Raw genomic sequence first — 25,705 nt, 5'->3', positions numbered from 1 at the left:
GCTACTGGGCGGCCTGGATCAGTGCGTCCACGTCCAGCAGGTGGCCGGCGCGCGCGGCCTTGGTGCGAAGGTACTGCTCGTTCTCCACCGTGATGTCACCGGTGACCGGGATGCAGTCGACCACGTCCATGCCCGCATTGCGCAGGCGCTGCGCCTTGGTCGGGTTGTTGCTGAGCAGTGCGATCCGCGCGATTCCCAGCCCACGCAGCATCGCGACCGCGCTGCCGTAGCGGCGCTCGTCGGCGCCGAAGCCGAGCTGCGCATCGGCGTCGATGGTGTCCAGTCCGTCGTGCTGGTAACCGTAGGCGCGCATCTTGGCGGCGATGCCGGTGCCACGACCTTCCTGGTCCAGGTACAGCAGCACACCGCCGCCGAGTTCCTTCAGCTTGTGCAGGCCGCGCCGCAGCTGGTCGCCGCAGTCGCACTTCAACGAGCCGAACAGATCACCGGTCAGGCAGGACGAATGCACGCGCACCGGCACCACGGTGGCAAGGTCGGGCTGACCGACGATGATCGCGACCTGGTCGCGCTGCGCCACGCCACCGCGGAACACCGCGAAGGTGGTCATGCCGATGTCGCGCAGCGGCACGGGTGAGCGGGCTACCAGTTCGTAGTCGTGCGCCGCGTGGGCAGCGCCTTCGGCCAGGTCGCACAGGGCGACCTGGGCGGCTGCTTCAAAGCGCGAATCCGCCGGGTCCAGCGGCAGGCCGACCATTGCCGGCAGCAGTAGCCCCAGCCGTGCCAGCTCCACGGCACCGGCATCCAGCGCATCGCCGGCGCTTGCGTCTGCCGGCATCGGGCCGGGCTCGCGCAGGTAGCCCAGCGAGGGCAGGGCATCGAAGTCGACCCCCTGCAGTGGCAGGCGCACGCCTTGCGGCGCTTCCATGCCCAGCACGCGGGCACGGGTCTCGGTCAGGAACAGGTAATGGCGGCCGGCGGCCAGCCCGGCGAAGGCATCGAAGCTGCGCCGGGTGGCGCTGTCCAGCGCGATCACCGCCATCCGCTGCTGCGCATCGCCGGTGATCACCACCGGGCGTCCGGATCGCAGTTCGGCGACCGCGCGTTCGCAACGGATCGCCGCCGGGTCACCAAACAGGGAGGGGGCAGCAGCAGGCATGGCAGGACCGGGGCAGGGAGTAAGCAAGCGATAAATGGGGGCCACGACGACGGAATCAACCGTCAGTGTGGATGCCTGGCGGTGGCGTACGGGTTGGGCTCCTGGTCGTCCGGGCGCAGGGTATAGCGCTTGTAGGTCCACTGGTACTGCGCCGGGTCACGCCGTGCGATGCGCTCGATGCCGGCGTTCAGTGCGGCGGCGGCCACGTGCAGGTCCGGGTCGGCGACTGCCGGATCGGCGGCTTCCAGGTGCAGGGCGAACTGCATGTCCGGGCCGGTGCGCTCGCACCAGCCATACAGCACGGTGGCGCCGGTGCGCTCGGCCAGCCGGTTGACCAGGGTCATGGTCAGCGCGGGCATGCCGAAGAACGGCACGAACACGCCATCGCCGGCCTTGGGCTGCTGGTCGGGCAGGATTCCGGTAGCGCCGCCGTCCTTGAGCACCTTGAACAACTGCCGCACGGCCGGGCCTTCGGCGCGGACCTGGCGCACGCCGTCGCCGCCGCGCACGATCTGCAGGAAGGCATCGCCGGCGGGGTCTTCCGGGGCCTTGTAGACGATGGCGATCTGCCCGCGCGAGGCCAGCCACTGGTTCAACAGCTCCCAGTTGCCGAAGTGCGGAGCGGCCACGATCACGCCCTTGCCGGAGGCCAGCGCGGCGTCGTACAGCGCCTCGCCGTGGCGTTCCTGCAAGTGCCCGCGCAGGTTGGCGGCGGCTGGTCGGGTCCACAGCCACAGGGTTTCCACGGCCTGCAGGGCAGTGGAGCGCAATACGTCGCGGTGCATCCGCGCGCGCTGTACGCCGTCCAGTTCCGGGTAGGCCAGTTCCAGGTTGCGCCGGGTCACCCGGCTTTCCCGCGCGTTGCCGCGGATCCATGCCCAGGCCAGGGCGTGGGCGAAGCCGCGCAGGACCGGCCACGGCAGGCGGGTGAACAGGGTGGCGGCCCGGTAGGCCAGCCGGGCTTTGCGTTCCGGATTCATCCGGCGAAGTTTACCGTGGCCGCTGCTAAGGTGGCGGGCTGCCCCTGCCCGGAGTTCCCATGCTTGTCCTGATCCAGCGCGTCAGCCAGGCCGCCGTCCACGTCGATGATCACCCCGTGGGGCAGATCGGCCCGGGGCTGCTGGCCCTGGTGGGCATGGAGCCTGGCGATTCGGAGGCCCAGCTGCAGCGGATGGCCGATCGGCTGCTCGGCTACCGTGTATTCGCTGACGAGGCCGGAAAAATGAACCGGTCTCTTCGCGACACGGGCGGCGGTCTGCTGCTGGTCAGCCAGTTCACCCTGGCGGCAGACACCCGATCGGGCATGCGCCCCAGCTTCACCACGGCCGCCCCACCGGACGAGGCTGAACGCGGGTTCAACCGTTTTGTGGAGATATGTCGTGAAAAACATGCCTTCGGGGTGGAAACGGGACGCTTTGGCGCCCATATGGTCGTCAGCCTGGTCAACGACGGTCCTGTGACCTTCCTGCTCAGGCCCTGACCCCCCCGGGACCACCGCCCGGGCAGGCCGGGCGAGGGGCTGGTATAATGCTACGTTCCCTTTTCCTACTCCAGCCGGTGGCGCGAGCATCCATGGCCAACGAACGTCCTGCCCAATCCGAAATCAAGCAACTGATCAGCAAGGGCCTGGAACAGGGCTACCTGACCTATGCCGAAGTCAACGATCACCTGCCCGACGACATGGTCGATCCGGAGCAGATCGAAGACATCATCGGCATGATCAACGGCATGGGCATTGATGTCCATGAAGTGGCCCCTGATGCGGAAACCCTGCTGCTCAATGACGGCAACACCGGCAACCGCGAGGTGGATGACACCGCCGCTGAAGAAGCCGCTGCCGCACTGACCGCACTCGACACCGAAGGTGGCCGCACCACCGACCCGGTGCGCATGTACATGCGCGAAATGGGTACGGTCGAGCTGCTGACCCGCGAAGGCGAAATCGCCATCGCCAAGCGCATCGAAGAAGGCCTGGGCCAGGTCCAGGCCGCACTCGGCCTGTTCCCGGTGTCGGTCGAATCGCTGCTGTCCGATTATGAAGCGCACAAGGAAGGCAAGAAGCGCCTGGCCGAAGTGATTGTCGGCTTCAACGACCTGTCCGAAGAAGTGCCGGCCCCGGCCGTCGTCGAAGACACCAGCGACGACGCTGATGCCGACGAGGACGACGACGAGGAAGAAGACGGCGACGACGCCGAGGAAGAAGCCGGCCCGACCGGCCCGGATCCGGAAGAAGTCGCTGCGCGCATGCAGGCGCTGGCCGATGCCTTCAATGCCTTCAAGAAGGCGGCCGCCAAGGGCGATGGCAAGAACCTGCTGAAGCTCCGCGAGGAGATGTCGGCGGTGTTCGTCACCCTGAAGCTGCCGTTGCCGCTGACCGACGTGCTGACCAGGCAGCTGCGCGACACCATGGCCGGCATCAAGTCGCATGAGCGTCGCGTGCTGAACCTGGCCACGGTCACCGCGCGCATGCCGCGCAAGGACTTCATCCGTTCGTGGGAAGGCAACCAGACCAACCTTGAGTGGGTGGAAGATGCACTGAAGCGCAAGCAGAAGTGGTCCTCGGCCCTGCGTGACGTCAAGGACCAGATCATCTCCGAACAGCAGGCCACGATCGATATCGAGAAGGGCACCCTGCTGAGCCTGGATGACCTGAAGGAAATCAGCCGTGCGATGGCCTACGGCGAAGCCCGTGCGCGCAAGGCCAAGAAGGAAATGGTCGAGGCCAACCTGCGCCTGGTCATCTCCATCGCCAAGAAGTACACCAACCGCGGCCTGCAGTTCCTCGACCTGATCCAGGAAGGCAACATCGGCCTGATGAAGGCCGTGGACAAGTTCGAGTACCGTCGCGGCTACAAGTTCTCCACGTATGCCACCTGGTGGATCCGCCAGGCCATCACCCGTTCGATCGCCGACCAGGCGCGCACCATCCGTATTCCGGTGCACATGATCGAAACGATCAACAAGTTGAACCGCATTTCCCGCCAGATGCTCCAGCAGTACGGCCGCGAGGCCACGCCGGAGGAGCTGGCCAAGGAAATGGACATGCCGGAAGACAAGATCCGCAAGGTGATGAAGATCGCCAAGGAGCCGATCTCGATGGAAACCCCGATCGGCGACGACGAGGATTCCCATCTGGGCGACTTCATCGAGGACACCAACGTGGAGTCCCCGATCGAGAACACCACCAACATCAACCTGTCTGAAACCGTGCGCGACGTGCTGGCCGGCCTCACCCCGAGGGAAGCCAAGGTGCTGCGCATGCGCTTCGGCATCGACATGAACACCGACCACACCCTCGAGGAAGTCGGCAAGCAGTTCGACGTCACCCGCGAGCGCATCCGCCAGATCGAAGCGAAGGCGCTGCGCAAGCTGCGTCACCCGAGCCGGTCCGAGCAGCTGCGCAGCTTCCTGGATATCGACTGATCACCGTCGGGTCCTGAAGTGTTTTGAAAAGCCCCGCTCCGGCGGGGTTTTTTGTTGGCTGCCAAGGGCTTTATTACGTAACAATGAAATTCATAAGCTACTGTTTTTAAAAGAATCACATGAAACAATGTCGAATTTTACGTAACCTGTTTCGTAACATGGACTGCCGTATCAGGCCCCTGGGTTCCAGCGGACCCTTGATGTGTATGACCGTATTCAGGTTGTTCAGCGGTTCCACATGAATTTGCCAAAAACGTGTGCTCTACGTCACAGATCAGGGTTAATCTGCATATGCCATCCATGACGGATGCAGTCCACAGGGGGACTTCAATGTTGGCTCGCTTCACCGGTGACGAGGGTCGCCGCAACCTGCTGTACACGCTGTCCGAGCAGAAACTGGTACGCGGCGACAAGGCGCTCGCCGAAGCACTCGCCAGCAGCGTGACCTTGCTGGAGGCCCAGACCGGTGCCGCCGTCATCCACCAGGGTGGAGTGGACAATGACGTCTACTTCATCGTGACCGGATCCTTCGACGTGTTCGTCAATGGCAAGCGCGTCGCACGACGCCATGCCGGCGAGCACGTGGGCGAGATGGCCGCCGTGCAGCCGACGCAGATCCGCTCGGCGACCGTGGTGGCCGCCGAACCCAGTGTCGTCGCGCGTGTCAGTGCGGCCCGCCTGGAGGACCTTGCCGAGCAGTTCCCGCAGATCCACCGCTACGTGGCGCAGGAACTGGCGCGCAGGCTGTACCAGCGCAACGACCACATCGGCAGTGCCCGCGACCGCACCAAGGTGCTGGTGCTGGCGTCGCCGCAGGCGGCTGCGGCGGCGCAGGTGGTGCAGGAAACGTTGGCCTGCGAAGGCTTCACCGTGCGCCAGTGGCAGGATGGCCTGGCCCGCAGTGGAGGGCTGTCCGTGCAGCGCCTGCAGGAGCTGGCGGCGGGCGTTGATTTCGCGGTGGTGATCTCCGGTGACGACAACGCACCGGCAACGGCCGATGCATGGCCGGCCACGCGGGACGCGCTGCTGCTGGAGACCGGCGTGCTGCTGGGCGTGCTCGGCAGCGACCGCACCGTGCTGCTGGAAGCCCGCGGCGCGCATGCCGGCGTGGACGACCTGCCGGGCGTGGTCAACGTGACGTGGCAGCCGGATTCCAGCGATGAGCTGGAGGCCGTGCTCGCCCCGGCCTGTACCCGCCTGCGACGTTACTTCGAGCGGCAGGGGCCGTTCGCGGTGGCGTGATGAGTGGTGACGTGCCGACCGTCAGCAGTCGGCACGTTGTGGGTATTGCGCGATGACGCACCGGTGTCTGGAGTGCGACCACGGGCTTGCATTAGACTGGGCGGCCGCAAGCGGGCCTATAGCTCAACGGTTAGAGCAGAGGACTCATAATCCTTTGGTTCCAGGTTCGAATCCTGGTGGGCCCACCAAAGAAATCGGGCACTTAGGGTTCCGCGAAGTGCTTGATAAGAGCTGGCGGAACAATTGCCGGAAAAATCAGCGGCGTCGTGGAGGTTTCACGACGGGCAGAGCATGGTCGTAGCGCCCTGTCGTGGTCGGCGACTGATGACCCGCTGCATCCTGCTTGTCGCCACGGTTGCCTGCGGTATCCGTAACACCTCGGTGCTTCAGGCCATGCAGGATGTACGCGGGGCAGCTGCCCTTCGTATACGACGGCCGAGCACCACGCTCGCGTGCGAACACCAGCACCAGATCGAAGGCATCTGGCGTCGGCATCCGATGTTGTTTCGCCTCCTTTGCCTGTCGAACGCCCGCGGCAGGGTTGTGCGTGCAGTGTCCACTCCGCACACCCCAGGCCAGCGTGCGACGGAGCTAGCGGAATAGGTGATTGGCCTTGCTGGGCGTCGGCGGCTGCGCCGGCTGCTGACGATTGGACTGGCCGCACTGGTCGCGATGATGATCATGGTCGGCATCGGCACCTTCAGCTGGCGCTCGCTGCGCGAACTGGCCATTGATCCCGAGAGCTTTTCAGTTGTGATGACTGACACGGTCATCGTGATCGTGGCTACCCGCGACCTAGCCAAGGGCATGTTGACAGGCGTGATTCTGTCGGCAGTCTTCTTCGCCCGCAAGGTCGGCAGGATGTTGATCATCGACGACATGCCAGTCGACACCGATTCGCGCGTCTACGTTGTGAAATGGCAAGTGTTCTTCGCGTCTGCCGGGCAGTTCGTGAGCAGCCTCGACTATCTGGATGTTCCAGGGCCCCCAGGCTCAGCGGCTCCGTGCATCGGCAGGAAAGTAGCGTTTGCCCAGCCGCAGGGCGACGTGGACCAGCAGGATCAGTACCGGCACTTCCACCAGCGGGCCGATGACAGCGGCGAATGCGACCGGCGAAGACAGGCCGAAGGCCGCGATGGCTACCGCGATGGCCAGTTCAAAGTTGTTGCCTGCTGCGGTAAATGCGACCGCAGTGGTGCGCGGATAATCCTTGGCGATCAGCTTGCCCATGAAGAAACTGATGACGAACTGGATGATGAAGTACAGGGTCAGCGGGATCGCGATGCGTACCGCGTCCATCGGAATCCGCAGCACGTCGCCGCCCTTCAGGCTGAACATTGCCACGATGGTGAACAGCAGCGCAGCCAGGGTGATCGGACTGATAGCAGGCAGGAATTTCTCTTCGTACCAGCGCAACCCATTACGCGCCTTCAGCCATCGACTGGTGAGGAAGCCGGCCAGGAACGGAATGCCCAGGTAGATCAGCACCGCCTCGGCAATGGTCCAGAAGCTGACATCGATGACGCTGCCCTGCAGCCCGAACACCGGCGGCAACCAGGACAGGAAGAACCACGCGTAGACGCTGAACAGCGCGATCTGGAAGATCGAGTTGAATGCCACCAGCCCAGCAACATACTGGGCGTCGCCGCGGGCGAGCTGGTTCCACACCAGCACCATGGCGATGCAGCGGGCCAGCCCGATCAGGATCAGGCCGGTCATGTACTCGGGGTAGTCGCGCAGGAACAGCACGGCCAGGCCGAACATCAGGAACGGACCGACAATCCAGTTCTGCAGGAGCGAGAGCATCAGCACGCGCTTGTCGGCGAAGACCGTGGGCAGTTCCTCGTACTTCACCTTCGCCAGCGGCGGGTACATCATCATAATCAAACCGATCGCAATCGGGATGTTCGTTGATCCAATTGACAGGCTGTTGAGCGCGCTGGGCACGCCCTCGAACAAAGCGCCCAGGCCGATGCCGAGCGCCATGGCGGCGAAGATCCACAGCGTCAGGTACCGGTCCAGAAAGGACAGGCGGGAGGTGTCAGTGGTCATGGAATTTTCCGGGAGGACGGTCAGTGGATCTGCGCAATCGGATCGAGCTGGGCCTTGAGGATGATCTGATGTGCCCGGTCGAATGCTTCAGCCTTCTGTGCATCCGAGCCTTCAGCGCCGGCCGGATCGAACAGACCCCAGTGCATCCGCACGAAATCGCCAGACGCAACCGGGCACGCAGAACACGACGGGTCATTTTGGCGATCTCTGGGGTAAGGACTCAGCAGCCTGCGGGCCGTTCACAGGCCTGTTCGTCGGCACAGCAGTTTTCGGTCAGGTAGGCCACCAGCTCGTTCATCGCCACGAACTCGGCCCGGTAGCAGATGGTCCGGCCACGTTGCTCGGCGCTGATCAGTCCCGCGGTCAGCAGTTCCTTCAGGTGGAAGGAGAGTGTGGCGCCAGGCAAGCAGAGCGCCTGGGCAATGTCGCCGGCCAGCTTGCCGACACTGCCAGCCTTAACCAGAAGGCGGAAGATCGACAGGCGGGTGGCATGACCCAGGGCCGCCAAGGCGTGGGTTGCGTCTTTATGTTCCATGATTCTAGAATAATGGAATCGATATCGCAGGACAACCCCGTGCAGCAGATCCCCAACGTGGTCCCGAGTGCCTTGGACATCCCGACGGCCACCAAGCTCAGCGACCGCGCTGCGCAGCCCCATCGCCCGCGCATCCTTATCCTGTACGGCTCGCTGCGACCTCAGTCGTTCAGCCGCAAGCTGGCGCTGGAGGCTCAGCGGCTGTTGGAACAGCTCGGGGCGGAAACCCGCCTGTTCGATCCACACGAGCTGCCGATGCTTGACTCGGTGCCGGCTACCCACCGAAAGATGCAGGAGCTTCGCCAAGCCTCGCTGTGGTCGGAGGGCCACGTATGGGTCAGCCCGGAACGCCACGGCACCCTTACCGCAGTATTCAAGAACCAGATCGACTGGCTGCCACTGGAAGAGGGGAGCGTGCGCCCTACCCAGGGTCGCACGCTGGCCGTGATGCAGGTCTGCGGCGGCTCGCAGTCGTTCAACGTGGTCAACGCGCTGCGCGTGCTCGGCCGATGGATGCGGATGGTGACGATCCCCAACCAGTCGTCGGTCGCCAAAGCGTGGCAGGAGTTTGACGACGAAGGTCGTATGAAGCCTTCAGCGTATTACGATCGCGTGGTGGACGTGATGGAGGAACTGGTCAAGTTCACCCTGCTGGTGCGCGGGCGCAGTGACTACCTGGTCGACCGCTACAGTGAGCGCAAGGGCGCCGTTGAAGCGGCGGCGCTGGCGGCCGCTGCAGACGTGGTCGAGACCGTTCTGAATCAGGAGGAAAGCGCGTGAACGCTGTCATCTACCACAACCCTAAGTGTGGCACCTCGCGCAACACTCTCGCGCTGATCCGCTTCGCCGGGATCGAACCGGAAGTGATCGACTACCTGGCACACCCGCCCAGCCGTGCGCGCCTGGTCGAGCTCATTACGGCGGCGGGGTTGAGCGTGCGCGATGCCATCCGGCAGAAGGGAACCCCGTATGACGAACTCGGGCTGGGCGACGCAGCACTGAGCGACGACGCGCTGCTTGATGCGATGCTGGCGCACCCGATACTCCTCAATCGTCCTTTCGTACAAACCGACAGGGGTACTCGTCTATGCCGGCCTTCGGAAGTGGTGCTGGACATCCTGCCGCCGCTGCCCGGACCGTTCCGAAAGGAAGATGGAGAGTTGGTGACCGGGCACGCCGGCAGCTCGATGCTGTGATCCCGGTGCCGGGCTGGGCTTGCCACCGTTGAGAACCACAGGAGGTCATGCCCCATGTCGCCGCTCGGCGGCCATCCAGTTATCGACCTGGCCAGGCTGCAGCCACACCGGCATCCGGTCGTGGATATCGGCTGACACGCCGCTGCTGCCGCCGGTGACGATGGTGAAGGTGCCGAGGCGGCCATTGCGCATTCGCTTGACCGAACAAGCCGCGCCCCCTAGGTTTCCTGATGAAACCCACCATCACGCCGTCACCCCAAAGACGGCCCACATGCCGAGTGGGCCCCTATGATCATGCAGCCATGACTAAGACGACGCACCTCGTTAGCGTTGATCACGCCGGCTTCACGGTTTCCTCCTTGGACGAATCCATCCACTTTTGGAACCCATGCGCTGGGTTTCGAGCTGCAACGCCAATCGGAGATGGGAGGCGATTTCCTGTATCAGGTTACAGGCGTTGATGATCCGAACGTGCGCACGGCAATCGTTTCGGCGCCGAATGGGTTCATGGTTGAGCTGCTGCAGTACTCTGGAGGTCGCCAGCATGGAGCCGCGCCGGACAGTGCCGGTGCGATCGGAGCTGCACACCTGGCTTTGACCGTGGAGGATATTCACTCCGCCATAGCCCGTGTAGAGGCTGCGGGATGGAAGGCGAAGGGCAGTCCACAACCCATTCCAGGCGGTCCACGCAAGGGGACACTAGCGGCCTACGTCTCCGGCCCCGATCACATCACAATCGAGTTCATGCAGCCGCCAATCAGGTGATGGGCGTGCAGAGGAAAGTGAACTGGCACCACTGTCAGGTGCGGCCATGCACGCACGCGCTGTTGGCGGATGTTATCGCTAGTTCTTCGTTGGGTTATCGACCCATGTCTGGCAGGGCAATGTCGGCCTGGCGCACGGCGCGCTCGAACTGCGGCCGACCGAACCAATAGCCCTGCATCAGGCGGATGCCGAGATCCGACAGACACTGCGCTTCATCGTGGGTCTCTATGCCCTCGGCAATGACCTCAATAGCCAACTGCCCGCACATGGATACCACGCCCGCCACGATCGCGCGTCGTGCAGGGCTGTGGTCGATCCCCCGGATCAGCGCCATGTCCAGCTTGACCATGTCCGGTTGGAAGTCGGCCAACAGGTTCAACCCCGCAAACCCGGCACCGAAATCATCGATTGCCGTCTTGAAGCCGATCCGTTTGTACTCGCTCAGGATCTCGGCCAGCCACTTGCCATCGCTGACCTGCTCTCCCTCGACGGTTTCAAAGATGATCCGCTCGACCGGAAAGCCATGCCGGGCTGCGGCCTGGAGCGTAGAGCGTATGCACACCTCTGGCCGGTAGATCGCGTTGGGCAGGAAGTTGATTGAAAGGTGTGATTCCAGATTCAACGACGCCGCGATCCGGATGGCTTTCTCACGGCAGGCCTGGTCGAACGAGTAGCGGTTGTCCGCCGTGACACGTGACAGTACCGAGCTTGCCGGCTCGCCAGCCGGACCACGCACCAGTGCTTCGTGCGCGAACACCCTGCGAGCCTGCACATCGACGATGGGCTGAAATGCGTAGCTGAAGTCGAACTGCAGCGGATCCGCATCGCGGCATAGGCTGCATCCAGCGCGCAGATCGGTGGGAGGCATGCGTTGATTCCGTGCTCGGGTCGAGGCAATGAGAATAGCCGACGCCCATAACGGTCATGTGGACGCCGAGGTCATTCAGTCAACCTCCGCTGCTTGACCTGATCTGCGCGGTCAGCAGGCGGGTCAGGGTGCGGCGGGCAAAGTAGCCCTGCAGCTGTCGTGCCTTGATGGTCATCGCTTTCAGTCGGGGTTCGGCGTCTGGCCGATGCTCCACCCGGTAGCAGCGCGATGCCCCGCACAGCTCGGCCTGGCTGGCGGTGACCAGGATCACGGTGACCTCCAGGCTGGAGAAGGCAGCCTCGGTGGCGATGTCCGGATTGTCCATGCTGGCGCGCTCGATAAGCGTCCGGAATCGTCCCAGGTCTCGCTCGCCGCCGCTGTTGAGTGCTCCCACGGTGGTCGCGCGGCGGACGTCATCATCATCGCCGGGAACAGCCTGGCGCCAGCGCTCGGTGCGTTCGGGAATGACAGCGCGAACGACCTTGCCGGTGGGCTCGATCAGGTCGATGACCACATCGAGCAGGTAGACCGGTTCCAGCCCCAGGTTGGTCACGAAGCAATGCGCATCCAGGTCCTTCCCGGCGCCGGACGTGATCAGGATGGAAGGGCGCTGCTGGCGACGATAGCTGCGCAGGAAGAAACTCAGGTAGACGACCCAGATCAACGCCGTCACGCAGGTCATGGCTGCGGTTATCAGGGGAGCGAAATGGAGAAGCTTCTGAAGCACGGTGAAGTTGATCCAGTCGAGTCGACGCACGCCAGCGCGCTGACGCGCATCATCGCCCTTGAACAGCCTGCATGCTGTGAAGCACCCACCAGCAGGGCCGGCGCAGCGTGCGCGTGGCGACGCCATCATCACGATTCTTTATTCACCTCCGGGCTAAAGTCAGTCTTCGCCTCCGGAGAACGCCGTGCCGCTCCATGCCCTTGTCTATGCAAGCCAGATGGCCGCCGACCTTTCGGCCGGACGACTCGAAGGGCTCGTCCAGGATGCGGCGAGGTTCAATCAGCTGGCGGGGGTGACCGGGCTGCTGCTGTTCGATGGTGACCGCTTTCTGCAGTACCTGGAGGGCCCGGAGCAGGGGCTGCACGCGGCCTACGGGCGGGTGCTCGCTGCATCGAGCCACGTGGACATCCTGCAGCTCGCGCGGGGGCTCGTCGGGACCCGGTTATGTCCCTTCTGGTCCATGACGCGGGTAGACATGGAGCGACAGGACCTGGGAAAGATGGCGGCGGCCGACTGGAACAGCTTCGTACGCCGGGGAACCGCAGTAAGGCCTACAGCAGTCGACCATCTGGATGGGATCGTGGCCCGGCACCGGCAGGAAATGCGCACTCCGGGCTGAAGCGGTCCGAGCCCGGGTGCTTCAGTCATCTGCCTCGACGTCCGCCGCGCTTTCGCATTTCTGCTTCTTCGGTGCACACAACCGATCCAGCAGCGCCAGCGTGACCCCGTTGCTCCAGCCGAATCCATCCTGCAGCGGGTACTCGCCACCGCCGCCCCCGCCGGCCGACCCATCCACCACGTATTTCTCCACCAGTTTCTGCTCGCGGTCGTACACCGATTGCACCGTGCGCAGGAAGCGTGTGCCCAGCTGTCGCGCCAGCCGTCCCTGCCCGTAACGTTGCAGGCCGTCCACCGCCACCCACTGCAGCGGCGCCCACCCATTGGGCGCGTCCCACTGCTGGCCGGTACGCAGCGTGGTGGTCAGCAGGCCGCCTTCTTTTACCAGTTGAGTTTCCACGGCTGCGGCGGTGCGTCGTGCCTGCGGCTTGCCGGCGACGTCCAGCCACAGCGGGAACAGTGCGGCGGCGGTGAGGGCAGGGCGGGTATGGCCGGTCTGCAGGTCGCGGTCGACGTACCAGCCCTGCTGCTCATCCCACAGCAGGCTATTGATGGCGCGTTGGCGTGCCTGCGCCTGCCGCTTGAAATCACGGCGTGCCTGCGTGTCCCTGGCCACGCCGCTGGCGTGGGCAAGCGTGCGTTCCAGGTGGAACAGCAGGCTGTTCAGATCCACTGGCAGGATGTCGGTGGTGCGGATGCTGGACAGCGCGGCCGGATCATCCAGCCAGCGCGAGCTGAAATCCCAGCCGGACTCCGCGCCCGCACGCAGGTCGCGGTAAACCTGCGACGGTGCGCGCTGCGGTGCCTGCGCCGCCGTGGCCAGGTCATCGGTCCAGGATTCGGTGCGTGGCACCGCGCGGGCATCGTAATAGCGGTTCAGCACGCTGCCATCGGCCAGCCGCACCACGCGCGCATGCGCCTGCCCCGGCGCCAGCCCGTCGGCACCGCTCATCCAGAAGGCATGTTCCGCGCGCAGCTGGGGCAGGTAGCGCCGATACGCCTCATCGCCTTCGTGGGTGGCCAGCAGGTCCACCATCAGGCTGAAGAAGGGCGGCTGCGAGCGGCTCAGGTAATAGCTGCGGTTGCCATTGGGAATGTGGCCGTGGGTGTCGATCTGGTAGGCGAAGTTGTCGACCATGTCGCGCACCTGCTGCCACTGGTCGCTGGCCGCCAGCCCCAGCAGGGTGAAGTAACTGTCCCAGTAATACACTTCGCGGAAGCGCCCGCCGGGCACCACGTAGGGCTTCGGCAGCGGCAGCAGGGAACCATTCGGATCGACCGTGCCGGTCTGGCGGGTCAGTACCGGCCACAGGCTTTCGATATGCGCGCGCAGGGTTTCACCTGCCGGTGGCACGTAGGGCGCTGCGTCGCCGGGGATATCGAAGTTGTCGTTGACGAAGGCGTGCAGTGAAAAACCGGACTGGGTGTGCTCGCGCTGCCAGGCCTGCACGATCGCCTCGGGTGCGCGGCGCGGCACCGCATCGGCGAAGGCCTTCTGGTCCGCGAACAGGTGCGCGCCCTGCACCTGCTGGAACAGCGGCTGCAGGCGCAGGTCCGGTGGCGTGGGGTCTGCGGCGTGTAGCGCCGTACTCCACACCATCGGGACCAGCAGCAGAGTGGCCAGGCAGTTGCGTGCGCGCATGTGAGAGCCTCGGGATGAGCGTGGCCTCAACTCTAGTACAGCGACGCGCGTCGGGCAGGTGATGGCCGTTGGTTGTGATTCTCCTTGCCTGTAGAGTCCGTCACAGGGAACTCCTCAAGGAAGCAGATTGGCCATGGACCGCACAACCCCCAAGATCGCTCGTCGCCTGCTGATCGGGGCCATCGTGGTGGTACTTGCGGCCATCGCCGCGCTGCTCTGGCCTGAGCGACCGCAGGCGCCTGAAGCAGCTGGCGCGGCCAGCGTCGACGCGGTGCCACCGAACGAGCGGCCGCCAGCCGCCACCCCATCCGTCACGCCACCTGCGGCGGGTCAATCCGCGCCGGCACGCATGCTGGCGCTGCGCCGGGACGCCGCCGCCGGGATCCCGGCGGCGATGCGCGATCTCGCCGATGTGATGCAGCGCTGTGGGTTCGGCCAGCTGCACGGCCCGTTGTTCGAAAAACATGTGGACGAGATGGCGGCGCAGATGAAGCCTGACCAGGTGCCCCTGCTGCGTGCCGCTGCGGCGCGGCGGCAGGCGCTGTGCGAAACCATCCCGGGCACCTTTGACGAGCAGGTTCAGCAGCAGCGGCAGCTGTTGCAGGATGCAGCGGGCAAAGGCGACCTGTTGGCACGGCTGCGCCAGCGCACCCGTGCGTTTACCCAGCAGGCCAAGGCGGGGTCGCCGGATGATGCCGATGCGCTGATCGACGAAGCCTTGATGTCCAGCGATCCGCGCGCGCTGTTCGAGCTGGCGAGCCTGCATAACACGTCACCGGAACTGCTGGCCAAGGCCGGCATCGGTACCAGCAAGAGCGATCATACGGCGTTGGTTCTGGTCGCCTGTGAGCGCGGGCTGGACTGCAGCGCGAGCTCGGAATTCGGGGATGATCTGTGCATCACCAGTGCAATGTGCACGGAGGGCATCGACACGGTGGTGTTGAACGCCGCTGCTGCCGAGGGCAGGACGGAGGAGATACAAGCCCGCATGCAATGGATGCGCACGATGCTCGATGAAGTGGATCGAGCGCGCTGAGCATGGCGCCGCGCTACCGGTTGCTGAGCGGCTTGACCGCCGTGCTGCTTGCGGTCATCGCCGTCCTGCTGTGGCCCAGCCCTGCGGCGACGTCCGTAGTCCCTGCGGTGCCGGCTGCCGAAGCCGCTGTGCAGCGCAACCCCATCCCACGCCCCGCGGCGCTCCGCCAGATCCAGGCAGTGCCTGCCAAGACCGGCGCAGAGCGCGTCTTTGCACTGCGTCGTGATGCTGCGGCCGGCGATCCAGTGGCGATGCGCGATCTCGCCGAGTTGATCCTGCGCTGCGGCTTTGGCACCTCGCACGGAGCGGGACTGTGGTCGCAGGTCGATTTTCTGGCTGGGCATATGAAGACGGAACACGTGCCGTTGCTGCGCGCCGCAGCCGCGCGACGTGGTGCGCTGTGCGAGAACCTTCCCGGGGAGCGCAAGGCGCTGGCGCTTGAGTACCGCCAACTGCTGCAGGATGCAGCGAAGCAGGGGGATCTGTTGGCCCGCCTGCGGCAGCGCAGCCGCGCCTCGGATGCCCAGCGCGAAGCCGCGCTGCCTGACGATGACGCTGCGCTGGTCGAGGATGCGCTGATGTCCGAGGATCCGCGTGCGCTGTATGAAATGGCGTCTCTGTATACGCTGATGCCACGTGCACCCGTGCAGGCAGGTATCAGGCCCAGCCGGCACGACCACGCCGCGTTGGTGCTGCTGGCCTGCGAGCGCGGGCTGGACTGCGGCGTAGGGTCGGACTATGCAGACGATATATGTCTGAACAGTGGCGACTGTGCAGGAGGCTTGGATTCGCTTCTGTGGCGTGCGGCTGGCGCAGAAGGTGCCACGCAGGACGTGCAGGCCCGCATGCAGTGGCTGCGCACGCTGCTTGATGAAGTGGATCGCGCGCGCTGAGCTGCGTGGGTCAAGCCGCCGAGCGTGGCTCGGCGCTACCGGGGATCATGGTTGCTGATCGTGTGGTGGCAGCTGCCTGGCAGATGCGCGCTTCTGTGAGTAACGCACGATCAGCCACACCAGCAACGCGATGCCTGCCGGTATGCAGAACAGGATGGGCGAGCCGGAAGACATCGCAGGCGCATCCGGCCCGTCTGATCCGTTCAAGAATTCCCGGCAGGTGTGACCGGCCTCGAGGATCACGAAGGTCGGTCACGCGGTCTGCAGCAGAGTCCCCTCGGGTTGCTACACTTCGCGCCGCAGGTATCACGCTGCGATGGAGCAACAGTCACGTGACAGATATGGCCCAGCACGCCCGCTTCCACCTTGTATATGACGGCCCTGCTCTCGTTCAGCACCAGATGGACGTGCGTGCACTCGCCCCGGCGCTTCTGGCCATGGGCGATCTGGTAGAGCGCGCCAACGAGCTTTTCAACGGCAGCCAGGCCAAGGTTTCCGTCAACGTGCACGCATCGTTCAAGTCCGGCTCGTTCGGAATCGATCTGGAGTTGGCCCAGTCGCTGTGGCAGCGAGCACTGGATTTTGCCAACAGCCATCCGGTGACGGGCATAGTCAGCATCGTCGGCCTGCTTGGGATCGGAAAGACCACCTGTACCGGCATGGTGCAGGTGATCATCTGGTTGCGCGGCCGCGGGGTGAAGCGCATCGAACCCATCAGCAACGGCGTGGTGCGTCTGTTCATCGATGAAGAGCATCTGGACGTAGAGGAGCGCGTTCTTCAGTTGTTGCAGGACTATCGTATCCGTCGCGCCCTCGAAGGCATCATCGCCGACCCGCTGAGCAAGGAAGGTATCGACACCGTTGCCGTGGTTGATCAGAAGGCCCAGCAGGTATTGATCGCAGTTGATCGCACGCAGGCGGCGTACTTCAAAGCGCCCAACCCGGAAGAAGAAACCCTGCAGACCGATGAATACGTCACCACCCTGCAGGTGCTCACCCTGGCCTTCCAGGATGGCAACAAATGGCGCTTCACCGAGGGCGGCGGCAATACCTACTTTGCCGTGGTGCTTGATGAGGAATTTTTGAGCCGAGTGCACCTGAATCAGGAGCATTTTGCCAAGGATGACATCATCAAGGCCCGCATCAAGCGCATCCAGCGCCTGACCAAAGACGGATTGAAAGCCGATTACGAGGTGCTGGAAGTGCTTGAGCACCGCAGTGCCTCGCCCAAGGTGCAGCTGCGCATGAATTTCGGCGGCAATGAGGATCGCAAGCCCCCGGGGCCTTGATCCGCACGGACGAGTAGGGATGGGTCGGTTCACCAGGTTTCCTGGCGCACCCGCATCCCTTCAATGCCCGGGATGCTTTCGCGTATCGCATCCAGGAACAGCTGCAGGCGCGCGGGCCGGTGGCGTCCGGCCGGGAACACCAGATGGACCGGCAACGGTGCGGCTTCCCAGCCGGGCAACAGCTGCACCAGCCGGCCGCTGCGCAGGTCGTCGGTCATCATCCAGGCCGATCCGATACCCACGCCCAGCCCATCGCGCACCGCCTGGTGCAGCACGAACAGGTTGTCGGTGAGCAGGCGCGGCTGGATCGCGATGCGCTCGTGGGTCTTGCCGATGCCGGCGCCCTGGCAGCGCTGCAGCTGTACGCTTTCACGATAGAAACTGGTCAGTGATACCCACGGCAGCGTTGCCAGCGCGGCGGGCGTGGTGGGCAGCGGATCGGGCGCGCTCGACGCGGCGCACACCACGATCCGGGGCACCTCGGCTACCGGCACGGCCACCACGTCCTGCTGTTCCAGCGGCCCCACGCGGATGGCGCAGTCGATGCCTTCGGCGACCAGGTCGGACAGACCATCATGCAGCCGCCATTCCAGGCTGATCTGCGGGTAGCGGCGCAGGAAGGCCAGCATCGGCGCCATCAGCTGGCCCTGCCCGAACGCATGCGGCACCAGCACGCGCAGGCGTCCACTGGGCTGCTGGGCGGCACCGCGCAGGTCATGTTCGATGCCTTCCCAGCTGTCCAGCAGCTCACGCGCATGCTGCAGGCAACGTTCGCCATCGTGGGTGAGCTGCATGCCATGGGTCGAGCGCTGCAGCAGGCGCAGGCCGAAATGCTTTTCCAATGCCTGCAGGCGGCGGCTGATGGTCGGCTGGGTGGTGCCCAGTTGTACGGCTGCGGCGGACAGGCTGCCGGCATCCACGATGCGCACGAAGGTGCGCAGCAGGTCGATGCGGTCGGCATTGGCGGGGGCGGACGGCGTGGTCATGCGCATCGCGTATGGGGCTGATGCGGCCGAGCCTACTACACCAGTGGTACGGGCAGGAGGAAACTGCGCGCCATCACCTCAACAAGGTTCTGACCATGTCCACTGCGCATGACGCACCGTTGCCACTCCCAACCCCGGCCTTGCCCGGCCTGTTGGTTCCGGTCATGGCGGCCGGCGCTGGCTTCAGCGTGGCCTCGCTGTACTACGCCCAGCCGATGCTGGGTGCGATGGGCACCTCGCTGGGCGCCAGCGATGCGTCCATCGGCTTGGTGCCGACCCTGACCCAGCTCGGCTATGCGGCCGGCATCGCGTTGCTGGCCCCGCTCGGTGACCGTTTCGAACGTCGGCGCATCATCCTGGTGAAATCCTTGCTGCTGGGCGCAGCGCTGCTGGCGGCCGGCCTGGCCGGGCATCTTCCCGGGGTGCTGCTGGCCAGCCTGCTGGTGGGCCTGATGGCCACCGTGGCACAGGACGTGGTGCCGGCCGCCGCCACCCTGGCACCGTCGGAACACCGCGGCGCGCTGGTCGGCAAGGTGATGACCGGCCTGCTGCTGGGCATCCTGTTGTCGCGCGTGGTCAGTGGCGTAGTGGCCGAACAGTTCGGCTGGCGCGCGATGTTCATTGCCGCCTCGGTGTCGGTGGTACTGATGGGCCTGCTGCTGCGTGCCACGCTGCCGCGCTTCGCGCCCACCACCACACTGGGCTATGGCGCGTTGCTGCGTTCAATGGGCGGGTTGTGGATGCAGCTGCCGCCGCTGCGCCGTGCGGTACTGGCGCAGGCACTGCTGGCAATGGGCTTCAGTGCGTTCTGGTCGACGCTGGCGTTGATGCTGCATGCCCGCTTCGGCATCGGCAGTGCGGGCGCCGGGGCGTTCGGGATCGCCGGCGCGGCCGGTGCACTGGCCGCGCCGCTGGCCGGGCGTTTTTCCGACCGCATCGGTACCCAGCGGGTGGCCCGGCTGGCCATTGGCATCGCCCTGCTGGGCTTTGCCAGCCTGCTGCTGGATGGCCTGCTGCCGGTGTCGCTGCAGCTGGTGCTGCTGGCGGTGAGTGCGGTGATCTTCGACTTCGGTTTCCAGGCCGCGCTGGTGTCACACCAGACGCTGGTCTACGGTCTGCAGCCGGAGGCGCGCAGCCGCCTGAATGCCCTGCTGTTCACCGGCGTGTTCGTGGGCATGGCCGCAGGCGGTGGCTTGGGCGCCATGGCGCTGGCCCAGGGTGGCTGGCATGCGGTGGTGCTGCTGGCCTGTGCGACCAGTGCGCTGGCGCTGTGGGTGAGGCGGTAAAAAATCGTTCTCGCTGAACGTGGCCGATGTCGCTTTTCTGAAAGCGGGGGTGTACAAATGTACACCATGGATCCCATCGACCTCCCTCCCCAACGTGCGGCCGTGCTGGCCTGGCTGCGCCAGTCACTGGCTTCCGGCCAGTCGCCCAGCCTGGCGGACATCGCCGCCGCCTTCGGTTTCGCTTCGCGCAATGCCGCGCAGAAACACGTGCAGGCGCTGGTCGAAGCCGGCCTGCTGGACCAGGCGCCGGGCCGCAAGCGCGGGCTGGCCCTGCCCGGTGGCCCGACCGAGCTGCTGCCGCTGGCAGTGCTGGGCCGGGTGGCGGCCGGCCAGCCGATCGGCGCGGATATCGGCCTGGACCAGCAGCTGTGGCTGGACCGGCGGATGTTCTCCCCGCGCCCGGATTACCTGCTGAAAGTGCAGGGCGATTCGATGATCGACGACGGCATCCTCGATGGTGACTTGGTCGGCGTGCACCGTACCCCCAGCGCCCGCGACGGCCAGACCGTGGTGGCGCGCATCGATGGCGAGCTCACCATCAAGCGCCTGCAGCAGACCGTCGATGGCGTGCGCCTGCTACCGCGCAATCCGGCGCACGCGCCGATCGTGGTCGAGGCTGGGCAGGACTTCGCCGTGGAAGGCGTTTACTGCGGCCTGGTCCGGCAGGGCTGAGATGAACACCGCGCCCGAACTGCAGCAGCTGCTGTCCGCCCAGACGCTCTGGCATGCGGGGCGGGGCAGTGCGAAGGAGGGCGTGGAAGGCGAATCCACCGGGCATCCGGCACTGGATGGATTGCTGCCGCAGCGCGGCTGGCCGCGTCGCGCGCTGACCGAACTGCTGCTGCCCGCCGATGGCGTGGGCGAACTGCAGCTGCTGCTGCCCACGCTGGCGCGGTTGAGCCAGGCCGGTACAGCGGTGGCGGTGATCGCCCCGCCCTACCTGCCGTATGCACCGGCGTGGCAGGCGGCAGGCGTGTCACTGCAGCATCTGCAGCTGATCGATGCGGCCCCGCGTGATGCGTTGTGGGCGTTCGAACAGTGCCTGCGCAGTGGTGCCTGTGCAGCGGTGCTGGGCTGGCCGAAACAGGCCGATGCCCAGGCGCTGCGCCGGCTGCAGGTGGCCGCAGATACCGGCCAGTGCCTCGGCTTTGCCCTGCGTGACCGCAAGCATGCGGCCAATCCATCGCCGGCCGCGCTGCGCCTGGAGGCGGTGCGTAACGGCCACGCCACCCAGTGGCAGGTGCGCAAGTGCCGTGGCGGCCCTGCGCCGTCGCAGGCATTCGCCTTGAGGGCAGGGTGAGGTACGCCGATGCTCTGGGCCTGTGTACTGCTGCCGCAGCTGGCGCTGGATGCCGTCCTTCGCCGCCACCCTGATCCGGATACGCCGCTGGCGTTGGTCGGTGGGGCGGTGCAGCTGCGCACCCTGCATGCAGTGAATGCCGCCGCCGCGCAGGCGGGGCTGCAGGCCGGCATGCGGCTGACGGCTGCGCTGGCACTGCTGCCGGACTTCCAGATGGTGGAACACGATGCGCAGTCCGATGCGCGCTGGCAGCGTTTCCTGGCCGCCTGGGCATACCGGCATAGCTCGCTGGTGAGCGCGCAGTGGCCGGGCTGCATCGTGCTGGAAGTGCGCGCCAGCTTCCAGCTGCTGGGCCCGTGGCCGGTGCTGCAGGCACGCCTGCGCGAGGAACTGCAGGCCCTGGGCTTCCAGCACCGCATCGCGCTGGCGCCCACGCCGCGTGCGGCGATGGTGCTGGCCGGCATCCGCGATGGTTTTTCGGTACAGGACATCGCCGCGATGCAGGCCCTGCTGGACCGCGTTCCGGTGCGCCGTGCGCGGCTGCCCGATGACGGCGGCACGCGCCTGAAGCAGATGGGCATCGACACCCTGCAGGCGCTGCGTGGGCTGCCGCGCGATGGCCTGCGCCGGCGCTTCGGATTGCCGCTGCTGGACCACCTGGACCGGCTGTATGGCCAGGCCGATGAGCCGCTGGCCTGGTATGCGCCGCCGGACCATTTCGATTCGCGGGTGGAGCTGGGCTATGAGGTGGAAAACCACATGGCCCTGCTGTTCCCGTTGCGCCGGCTGATCGGCGATCTGTGTACCTGCCTGTCGATCCGCGATGGCGGCGTGCAGCGCTTCGTGCTGCGGCTGGAACACGAAGAAGGCCATACCGACGTCGAGGTCGGCCTGCTGGCCGCCGAACGCGATGCCACGCTGCTGTTCGAACTTACCCGCAACCGGTTGGAGCGCGCCAGCATCGACCGGCCGGTGGTCGCCGTGCGCCTGCTGGCACGCGAACTGCCGACCTTCGTGCCGGCCAGCCGCGATCTGTTCGATACCCGCAACCAGCAGCAGCTGCCCTGGCCGCAGCTGCGCGAACGCCTGCGTGCGCGGCTCGGTGATGGTTCGGTATATCGCGTGGGGCCGGCCGGTGACCCGCGCCCGGAGCGTGCGTGGCAGCGCGTGGAAGGCGATGGCAAGGCCATTGTCGAAGCGCCGCAGCGGCCACCACGTCCGTGTTGGCTGCTGCCCACGCCGGTGCCGTTGCGCGATCCACGCGCGCGCATCGTGTCGGGTCCGGAGCGGCTGGAAAGCGGCTGGTGGGATGGCCAGGAAGCGCGCCGCGACTATTACGTGCTGGAGACTTCGCAGGGCCAGCAGGCCTGGGCCTTCACCATGCCGGGCCAGCAGGGCGACTGGATGCTGCACGGCTGGTTCGCATGAGCCGTATCGAAGAACGTGACGATGCCCCGTGCAAGCGCATGCCGCGTGCGTGGGAAACCCGCGAGCGACTGGCCGCGGCCAACGACGATGTACAGCACGAAGACGCGCTGCCGGCCTATGCCGAGCTGCACTGCCTGTCTGATTTTTCGTTCCTGCGCGGCGCAGCCAGTGCCGAGGAACTGTTCACGCGTGCGCACCAGTGTGGCTACGAAGCCTTGGCGATCACCGATGAGTGCTCGCTGGCCGGGATCGTGCGCGGGCTGGAGGCCTCGCGCGCCACCGGGGTGGCCTTGATCGTCGGCAGCGAATTCGTGCTGGAGTGCGGGCTGAAGCTGGTGCTGCTGGTGGAGAACCAAAGCGGCTACGTGCGCCTGTGCGAACTGATCACCACCGGTCGGCGTGCGGCAGGGAAAGGGAGCTATCGGCTGTCCCGGCAGGACCTGGAACGGGTGCTGGGCGGCGTGGAAAACCAGGCGCTGGGCCTGTTTGCGCTGTGGGTGCCGGGTGCACAGCCTGATGCCGCGCAGGCAGTCTGGATGCAGCAGGTATTCGTGCAGCGCACCTGGCTGGCCGTGCACCTGCACCGCGAACGCGACGATGCCGCACGCCTGGCCCAGCTGCTGGCGCTGGCCACGCAGCTGGGCATCGACGCACTGGCCTGCGGCGACGTACACATGGACGTGCGCCGCCGCCGCGTCCTGCAGGACACCATGACCGCGATCCGCCACGGGCTGCCGCTGGCAGAATGCGGCGCGTTCCTGTTCCGCAATGGCGAACATCACCTGCGCACCCGGCGTGCACTGGGCAACATCCATCCGCATGCGCTGCTGCACACCGCCGTGGTGCTTGCCCGACGCTGCCGGTTCCGGCTTGACGAGGTGCGCTACCAGTATCCGGCCGAGCTGGTGCCCGATGGACATACGCCCAGCAGCTGGCTGCGCGAGCTGACCCTGCGCGGCATGCGCGAGCGCTGGCCGGAAGGCGTGCCGGCCGCCGTGGCTACCCAGATTGAAAGCGAGCTGCTGCTGATCGCCGACATGAAGTACGAAGCCTTCTTCCTGACCGTGGAGGACATCGTGCGCTTCGCGCGTTCGCGCGACATCCTGTGCCAGGGACGCGGTTCGTCAGCGAACTCGGCGGTGTGTTTCGCATTGGGCATCACCGTGGTCAATCCGGCCGAAAGCCGCCTGTTGATGGCGCGCTTCCTGTCCAGGGAACGCGACGAGCCGCCGGACATCGACGTGGACTTCGAACACGAACGACGCGAGGAAGTGCTGCAGTACGTGTATGGAAAATACGGGCGCGAACGCGCGGCGCTGGCCGCCACGGTGATCCGTTACCGTGGGAAGAGTGCAGTGCGCGACGTGGCCAAGGCGTTCGGGCTGCCGTCGGACCAGGTGGCGCTGCTGGCCGAATGCTTCGGCTGGGGCAACGGCGAAACCCCGATGCAGCAGCGGCTGGCCGAAGCCGGTTTCGACGCAGGAAACCCCCTGCTGCAGCAGGTGATGGCGGTGACCGAACAGCTGCGCGACCATCCGCGCCACCTGTCCCAGCATGTCGGCGGCTTCGTCATCAGCGATGCGCCGTTGAGTACGGTGGTGCCGGTGGAGAACGCGGCGATGGCCGACCGCACCATCATCCAGTGGGACAAGGACGACCTTGAAACCATGAAGATGCTCAAGGTGGACTGTCTGGCACTGGGCATGCTGACCTGCATCCGCAAGGCGGTGGCGCTGGTGGAAAGACATCGTGGCCGCCGCATCGACCTGGCACGCCTGCCGGTTGACGATCGGCCTACGTTCGCGATGATCCAGGCGGCCGATACCGTCGGGGTGTTCCAGATTGAATCGCGCGCGCAGATGAGCATGCTGCCGCGACTGAAGCCCACGTGCTTCTATGACCTGGTGATCCAGGTGGCGATCGTGCGGCCCGGGCCGATCCAGGGTGGCATGGTGCATCCGTTCCTGCGCCGCCGCCAGGGCCATGAAGCGGTCACGTACCCGTCCGAGGGTATCCAGGACATCCTCGGAAGTACCTTGGGCATTCCGTTGTTCCAGGAGCAGGTGATGGAGCTGGTGATCCATGCCGGCTACGAGCCGCATGAGGCCGACCAGCTGCGCCGTTCGATGGCCGCCTGGCGCAGCGGCGGCGACATGAATCCACACCGCGAGCGCATCCGCGGGCTGATGGAGAAAAAGAACTACAGCTCGGAATTCATCGATCAGATCTTCGAGCAGATCAAGGGCTTCGGTGCCTACGGATTCCCGCAGAGTCATGCCGCTTCGTTCGCCAAGCTGGTGTACATCAGTTGCTTCCTGAAACGGCATGAGCCGGCCGCGTTTGCCTGCGCGCTGCTCAATGCGCAGCCGATGGGCTTCTATTCGGCCAGCCAGATCGTGCAGGACGCGCGCCGTGGCAGTGCGCAGCGGGGCGGTGTCGCCGTGCTGCCGGTGGATGTCTGCATCAGTGAGTGGGACAACACCCTGGAAGGCGGCGATGCCCGCACCCAGCCGGCGATACGGCTGGGGCTGCGGCAGCTGGCCGGCTGCAGCGAAGCGGCCGCACGGGCGGTGATGGCGGCCCGTGCGCAGGCTCCCTTCGCCGATGTGGCCGACCTCTGCCGCCGCGCGCGGCTGGATGCCAAGGCCCGCCAGGTATTGGCCGATGGCGGGGCACTGGCCGCGCTGGCCGGCAACCGCAATGCCGCGCGCTGGGCGGTGGCCGGCATCGAACGCGCGATGCCACTGCTGCAGGGCAGTCCGGACGAGCCGGACATCGTGCTGCCGGCGCCTGACGTGGCCGAGGAAATGCTGTCCGACTACCGTGCCAGCGGGCTGACCCTGGGCCAGCATCCGCTGGCGCTGTTGCGCACGCGGCTGCAGCAGGAGCGCGCGCTGGATTCGCGCCAGCTGCGCGCCACCGCGCATGGGCGCGGCGTGCACACCATCGGGCTGGTGACCCAGCGGCAGAAGCCCGGCACGGCCAACGGCACGGTGTTCGTCACCTTGGAAGACGAGCACGGCATGGTCAACGTGGTGGTCTGGTCGCACCTGGCGCTGCGCCGGCGCAAGGCGCTGCTGGGGTCGCGGCTGCTGGGAGTGCGCGGGCGTTGGGAGTGCGTGGACGGGGTCCGCCACCTGATCGCCGGCGACCTGCACGACTACAGCCACCTGCTGGCCGGGCTGAACGCACCATCGCGCGACTTCCGGTAGTGGCGGGGGGCGGGCGGCCCCCCCCCGGGGGGAGGGCCCCCGCCCGGGCCCACGGCCACCGCCCCCGCGGCGAGAACGCGCGGGGGGGCC

At 65.9% G+C, this 25,705-nt stretch carries 24 protein-coding genes, 1 tRNA gene and 2 pseudogenes; 17 read left to right on the top strand and 10 right to left on the bottom strand.

The window, feature by feature from the left end:
- Position 1: 1 nt before the first annotated feature.
- Together ribA and ABE522_RS00910 are read right to left on the bottom strand one after the other, a co-directional pair.
- Positions 2-1,117, bottom strand: coding sequence for a GTP cyclohydrolase II RibA (gene ribA, locus ABE522_RS00915; RefSeq protein WP_346589924.1), 1,116 nt, complete (start codon positions 1,115-1,117; stop codon positions 2-4).
- A gap of 62 nt (positions 1,118-1,179) precedes the next feature.
- A complete protein-coding gene (locus tag ABE522_RS00910) occupies positions 1,180-2,097 on the bottom strand; it encodes a lauroyl acyltransferase (protein WP_346589922.1) in 918 nt (305 codons plus the stop codon).
- A gap of 59 nt (positions 2,098-2,156) precedes the next feature.
- On the opposite strand from ABE522_RS00910, the gene dtd reads away from it, so the two are divergent.
- The 5 genes and pseudogenes from dtd to ABE522_RS00885 all read left to right on the top strand — a co-directional run.
- Positions 2,157-2,597: a D-aminoacyl-tRNA deacylase gene (gene dtd / locus ABE522_RS00905; protein WP_346589921.1), complete on the top strand. Its 441-nt coding sequence runs from the start codon at positions 2,157-2,159 to the stop codon at positions 2,595-2,597.
- 92 nt (positions 2,598-2,689) lie between these two features.
- Complete coding sequence (gene rpoD, locus ABE522_RS00900) at positions 2,690-4,540, top strand: RNA polymerase sigma factor RpoD (protein ID WP_346589920.1); 1,851 nt, start codon at positions 2,690-2,692, stop codon at positions 4,538-4,540.
- Positions 4,541-4,870: 330 nt separating this feature from the next.
- Positions 4,871-5,782: a cyclic nucleotide-binding domain-containing protein gene (locus ABE522_RS00895; protein ID WP_346589919.1), complete on the top strand. Its 912-nt coding sequence runs from the start codon at positions 4,871-4,873 to the stop codon at positions 5,780-5,782.
- A 112-nt stretch (positions 5,783-5,894) separates the two neighbouring features.
- Positions 5,895-5,970: transfer RNA gene (locus ABE522_RS00890), tRNA-Ile, on the top strand.
- Between the two features lie 460 nt (positions 5,971-6,430).
- Positions 6,431-6,763: pseudogene (locus ABE522_RS00885) on the top strand (sodium-independent anion transporter); the annotation flags it as partial.
- Positions 6,764-6,775: 12 nt separating this feature from the next.
- Here the strand turns inward: ABE522_RS00885 and arsB are convergent.
- The 3 genes from arsB to ABE522_RS00870 all read right to left on the bottom strand — a co-directional run bounded on the left by arsB (position 6,776) and on the right by ABE522_RS00870 (position 8,369).
- Complete coding sequence (gene arsB, locus ABE522_RS00880; protein ID WP_346589917.1) at positions 6,776-7,834, bottom strand: ACR3 family arsenite efflux transporter; 1,059 nt, start codon at positions 7,832-7,834, stop codon at positions 6,776-6,778.
- Positions 7,835-7,854: 20 nt separating this feature from the next.
- Positions 7,855-7,980 carry a low molecular weight phosphatase family protein gene (locus tag ABE522_RS00875; RefSeq protein WP_406846275.1) on the bottom strand — a complete coding sequence of 42 codons (126 nt, stop codon included), beginning with the start codon at positions 7,978-7,980 and terminating at the stop codon, positions 7,855-7,857.
- A 74-nt stretch (positions 7,981-8,054) separates the two neighbouring features.
- Complete coding sequence (locus tag ABE522_RS00870; protein ID WP_346589915.1) at positions 8,055-8,369, bottom strand: ArsR/SmtB family transcription factor; 315 nt, start codon at positions 8,367-8,369, stop codon at positions 8,055-8,057.
- A 39-nt stretch (positions 8,370-8,408) separates the two neighbouring features.
- Between ABE522_RS00870 and arsH the strand changes: the two genes are divergently transcribed.
- Both arsH and arsC read left to right on the top strand, forming a co-directional pair.
- Complete coding sequence (gene arsH / locus ABE522_RS00865) at positions 8,409-9,149, top strand: arsenical resistance protein ArsH (RefSeq protein WP_346589913.1); 741 nt, start codon at positions 8,409-8,411, stop codon at positions 9,147-9,149.
- A complete protein-coding gene (gene arsC, locus ABE522_RS00860; protein ID WP_346589912.1) occupies positions 9,146-9,565 on the top strand; it encodes an arsenate reductase (glutaredoxin) in 420 nt (139 codons plus the stop codon). The genes arsH and arsC overlap by 4 nt, the downstream gene beginning before the upstream one ends.
- 45 nt (positions 9,566-9,610) lie before the next feature.
- Here the strand turns inward: arsC and ABE522_RS00855 are convergent, their stop codons facing one another.
- Complete coding sequence (locus tag ABE522_RS00855; protein ID WP_346589911.1) at positions 9,611-9,757, bottom strand: SOS response-associated peptidase family protein; 147 nt, start codon at positions 9,755-9,757, stop codon at positions 9,611-9,613.
- A 110-nt stretch (positions 9,758-9,867) separates the two neighbouring features.
- On the opposite strand from ABE522_RS00855, the pseudogene ABE522_RS00850 reads away from it, so the two are divergent.
- Positions 9,868-10,330 (top strand): annotated as a pseudogene (locus tag ABE522_RS00850) (VOC family protein).
- A 94-nt stretch (positions 10,331-10,424) separates the two neighbouring features.
- On the opposite strand, the gene ABE522_RS00845 reads toward ABE522_RS00850, so the two are convergent.
- Together ABE522_RS00845 and ABE522_RS00840 are read right to left on the bottom strand one after the other, a co-directional pair.
- Complete coding sequence (locus ABE522_RS00845; protein ID WP_346589910.1) at positions 10,425-11,198, bottom strand: EAL domain-containing protein; 774 nt, start codon at positions 11,196-11,198, stop codon at positions 10,425-10,427.
- 79 nt (positions 11,199-11,277) lie between these two features.
- Entirely contained in the window at positions 11,278-12,057 is a 780-nt protein-coding gene (locus ABE522_RS00840) for a hypothetical protein (RefSeq protein ID WP_346589909.1), read from the bottom strand.
- 52 nt (positions 12,058-12,109) lie between these two features.
- On the opposite strand from ABE522_RS00840, the gene ABE522_RS00835 reads away from it, so the two are divergent.
- Positions 12,110-12,544, top strand: a complete 435-nt coding sequence (locus tag ABE522_RS00835) for a BLUF domain-containing protein (protein WP_346589908.1) — start codon at positions 12,110-12,112, stop codon at positions 12,542-12,544.
- A gap of 21 nt (positions 12,545-12,565) precedes the next feature.
- Here ABE522_RS00835 and treA read toward each other — a convergent pair whose 3' ends face one another.
- The gene (gene treA, locus ABE522_RS00830) at positions 12,566-14,185 is read right to left on the bottom strand and encodes an alpha,alpha-trehalase TreA (protein ID WP_346589907.1); all 1,620 of its coding nucleotides are present in this window, start codon (positions 14,183-14,185) and stop codon (positions 12,566-12,568) included.
- Between the two features lie 127 nt (positions 14,186-14,312).
- On the opposite strand from treA, the gene ABE522_RS00825 reads away from it, so the two are divergent.
- The 3 genes from ABE522_RS00825 to ABE522_RS00815 all read left to right on the top strand — a co-directional run bounded on the left by ABE522_RS00825 (position 14,313) and on the right by ABE522_RS00815 (position 17,403).
- The gene (locus tag ABE522_RS00825) at positions 14,313-15,221 is read left to right on the top strand and encodes a hypothetical protein (protein ID WP_346589906.1); all 909 of its coding nucleotides are present in this window, start codon (positions 14,313-14,315) and stop codon (positions 15,219-15,221) included.
- Positions 15,222-15,223: 2 nt separating this feature from the next.
- Entirely contained in the window at positions 15,224-16,114 is an 891-nt protein-coding gene (locus ABE522_RS00820; RefSeq protein ID WP_346589905.1) for a hypothetical protein, read from the top strand.
- 341 nt (positions 16,115-16,455) lie between these two features.
- On the top strand, positions 16,456-17,403 hold the full coding sequence (locus tag ABE522_RS00815; RefSeq protein WP_346589904.1) for an LAPAL motif-containing putative phage structural protein: 948 nt from the start codon (positions 16,456-16,458) through the stop codon (positions 17,401-17,403).
- A gap of 29 nt (positions 17,404-17,432) precedes the next feature.
- Here the strand turns inward: ABE522_RS00815 and ABE522_RS00810 are convergent, their stop codons facing one another.
- On the bottom strand, positions 17,433-18,389 hold the full coding sequence (locus ABE522_RS00810) for a LysR family transcriptional regulator (RefSeq protein WP_346589903.1): 957 nt from the start codon (positions 18,387-18,389) through the stop codon (positions 17,433-17,435).
- A 164-nt stretch (positions 18,390-18,553) separates the two neighbouring features.
- Here ABE522_RS00810 and ABE522_RS00805 point away from each other — a divergent pair, with 164 nt between their 5' ends.
- The 5 genes from ABE522_RS00805 to ABE522_RS00785 all read left to right on the top strand — a co-directional run bounded on the left by ABE522_RS00805 (position 18,554) and on the right by ABE522_RS00785 (position 25,615).
- A complete protein-coding gene (locus ABE522_RS00805) occupies positions 18,554-19,675 on the top strand; it encodes an MFS transporter (RefSeq protein ID WP_406846281.1) in 1,122 nt (373 codons plus the stop codon).
- A 66-nt stretch (positions 19,676-19,741) separates the two neighbouring features.
- Positions 19,742-20,347, top strand: coding sequence for a transcriptional repressor LexA (gene lexA, locus ABE522_RS00800; RefSeq protein ID WP_346589900.1), 606 nt, complete (start codon positions 19,742-19,744; stop codon positions 20,345-20,347).
- A gap of 1 nt (position 20,348) precedes the next feature.
- Positions 20,349-20,975: a translesion DNA synthesis-associated protein ImuA gene (gene imuA / locus ABE522_RS00795; RefSeq protein WP_346589897.1), complete on the top strand. Its 627-nt coding sequence runs from the start codon at positions 20,349-20,351 to the stop codon at positions 20,973-20,975.
- Positions 20,976-20,984: 9 nt separating this feature from the next.
- Complete coding sequence (locus ABE522_RS00790) at positions 20,985-22,403, top strand: Y-family DNA polymerase (RefSeq protein WP_346589896.1); 1,419 nt, start codon at positions 20,985-20,987, stop codon at positions 22,401-22,403.
- On the top strand, positions 22,400-25,615 hold the full coding sequence (locus tag ABE522_RS00785) for an error-prone DNA polymerase (RefSeq protein ID WP_346589894.1): 3,216 nt from the start codon (positions 22,400-22,402) through the stop codon (positions 25,613-25,615). Before ABE522_RS00790 ends, ABE522_RS00785 begins: the two co-directional genes overlap by 4 nt.
- The last annotated feature ends 90 nt before the right edge of the window (positions 25,616-25,705 follow it).

It is taken from the genome of Stenotrophomonas lacuserhaii (assembly GCF_039674585.1).
GTDB classification, from domain to species: domain Bacteria; phylum Pseudomonadota; class Gammaproteobacteria; order Xanthomonadales; family Xanthomonadaceae; genus Stenotrophomonas; species Stenotrophomonas pennii_A.
Note: the sequence above shows the minus strand (reverse complement) of the source record. Positions and strands in the feature narration are given on the sequence as shown.

Excerpts from the sequence above, each read along its gene's own strand:
- ribA (WP_346589924.1), bottom strand. The coding sequence starts at position 1,117 with ATGCCTGCTGCTGCCCCCTCCCTGTTTGGTGACCCGGCGGCGATCCGT.
- ABE522_RS00910 (WP_346589922.1), bottom strand. The coding sequence starts at position 2,097 with ATGAATCCGGAACGCAAAGCCCGGCTGGCCTACCGGGCCGCCACCCTG.
- dtd (WP_346589921.1), top strand. The coding sequence starts at position 2,157 with ATGCTTGTCCTGATCCAGCGCGTCAGCCAGGCCGCCGTCCACGTCGAT.
- rpoD (WP_346589920.1), top strand. The coding sequence starts at position 2,690 with ATGGCCAACGAACGTCCTGCCCAATCCGAAATCAAGCAACTGATCAGC.
- ABE522_RS00895 (WP_346589919.1), top strand. The coding sequence starts at position 4,871 with ATGTTGGCTCGCTTCACCGGTGACGAGGGTCGCCGCAACCTGCTGTAC.
- arsB (WP_346589917.1), bottom strand. The coding sequence starts at position 7,834 with ATGACCACTGACACCTCCCGCCTGTCCTTTCTGGACCGGTACCTGACG.
- ABE522_RS00875 (WP_406846275.1), bottom strand. The coding sequence starts at position 7,980 with ATGCACTGGGGTCTGTTCGATCCGGCCGGCGCTGAAGGCTCGGATGCA.
- ABE522_RS00870 (WP_346589915.1), bottom strand. The coding sequence starts at position 8,369 with ATGGAACATAAAGACGCAACCCACGCCTTGGCGGCCCTGGGTCATGCC.
- ABE522_RS00855 (WP_346589911.1), bottom strand. The coding sequence starts at position 9,757 with ATGCGCAATGGCCGCCTCGGCACCTTCACCATCGTCACCGGCGGCAGC.
- ABE522_RS00845 (WP_346589910.1), bottom strand. The coding sequence starts at position 11,198 with ATGCCTCCCACCGATCTGCGCGCTGGATGCAGCCTATGCCGCGATGCG.
- treA (WP_346589907.1), bottom strand. The coding sequence starts at position 14,185 with ATGCGCGCACGCAACTGCCTGGCCACTCTGCTGCTGGTCCCGATGGTG.
- ABE522_RS00820 (WP_346589905.1), top strand. The coding sequence starts at position 15,224 with ATGGCGCCGCGCTACCGGTTGCTGAGCGGCTTGACCGCCGTGCTGCTT.
- ABE522_RS00815 (WP_346589904.1), top strand. The coding sequence starts at position 16,456 with ATGGCCCAGCACGCCCGCTTCCACCTTGTATATGACGGCCCTGCTCTC.
- ABE522_RS00810 (WP_346589903.1), bottom strand. The coding sequence starts at position 18,389 with ATGACCACGCCGTCCGCCCCCGCCAATGCCGACCGCATCGACCTGCTG.
- ABE522_RS00805 (WP_406846281.1), top strand. The coding sequence starts at position 18,554 with ATGGCGGCCGGCGCTGGCTTCAGCGTGGCCTCGCTGTACTACGCCCAG.
- lexA (WP_346589900.1), top strand. The coding sequence starts at position 19,742 with ATGGATCCCATCGACCTCCCTCCCCAACGTGCGGCCGTGCTGGCCTGG.
- imuA (WP_346589897.1), top strand. The coding sequence starts at position 20,349 with ATGAACACCGCGCCCGAACTGCAGCAGCTGCTGTCCGCCCAGACGCTC.
- ABE522_RS00790 (WP_346589896.1), top strand. The coding sequence starts at position 20,985 with ATGCTCTGGGCCTGTGTACTGCTGCCGCAGCTGGCGCTGGATGCCGTC.
- ABE522_RS00785 (WP_346589894.1), top strand. The coding sequence starts at position 22,400 with ATGAGCCGTATCGAAGAACGTGACGATGCCCCGTGCAAGCGCATGCCG.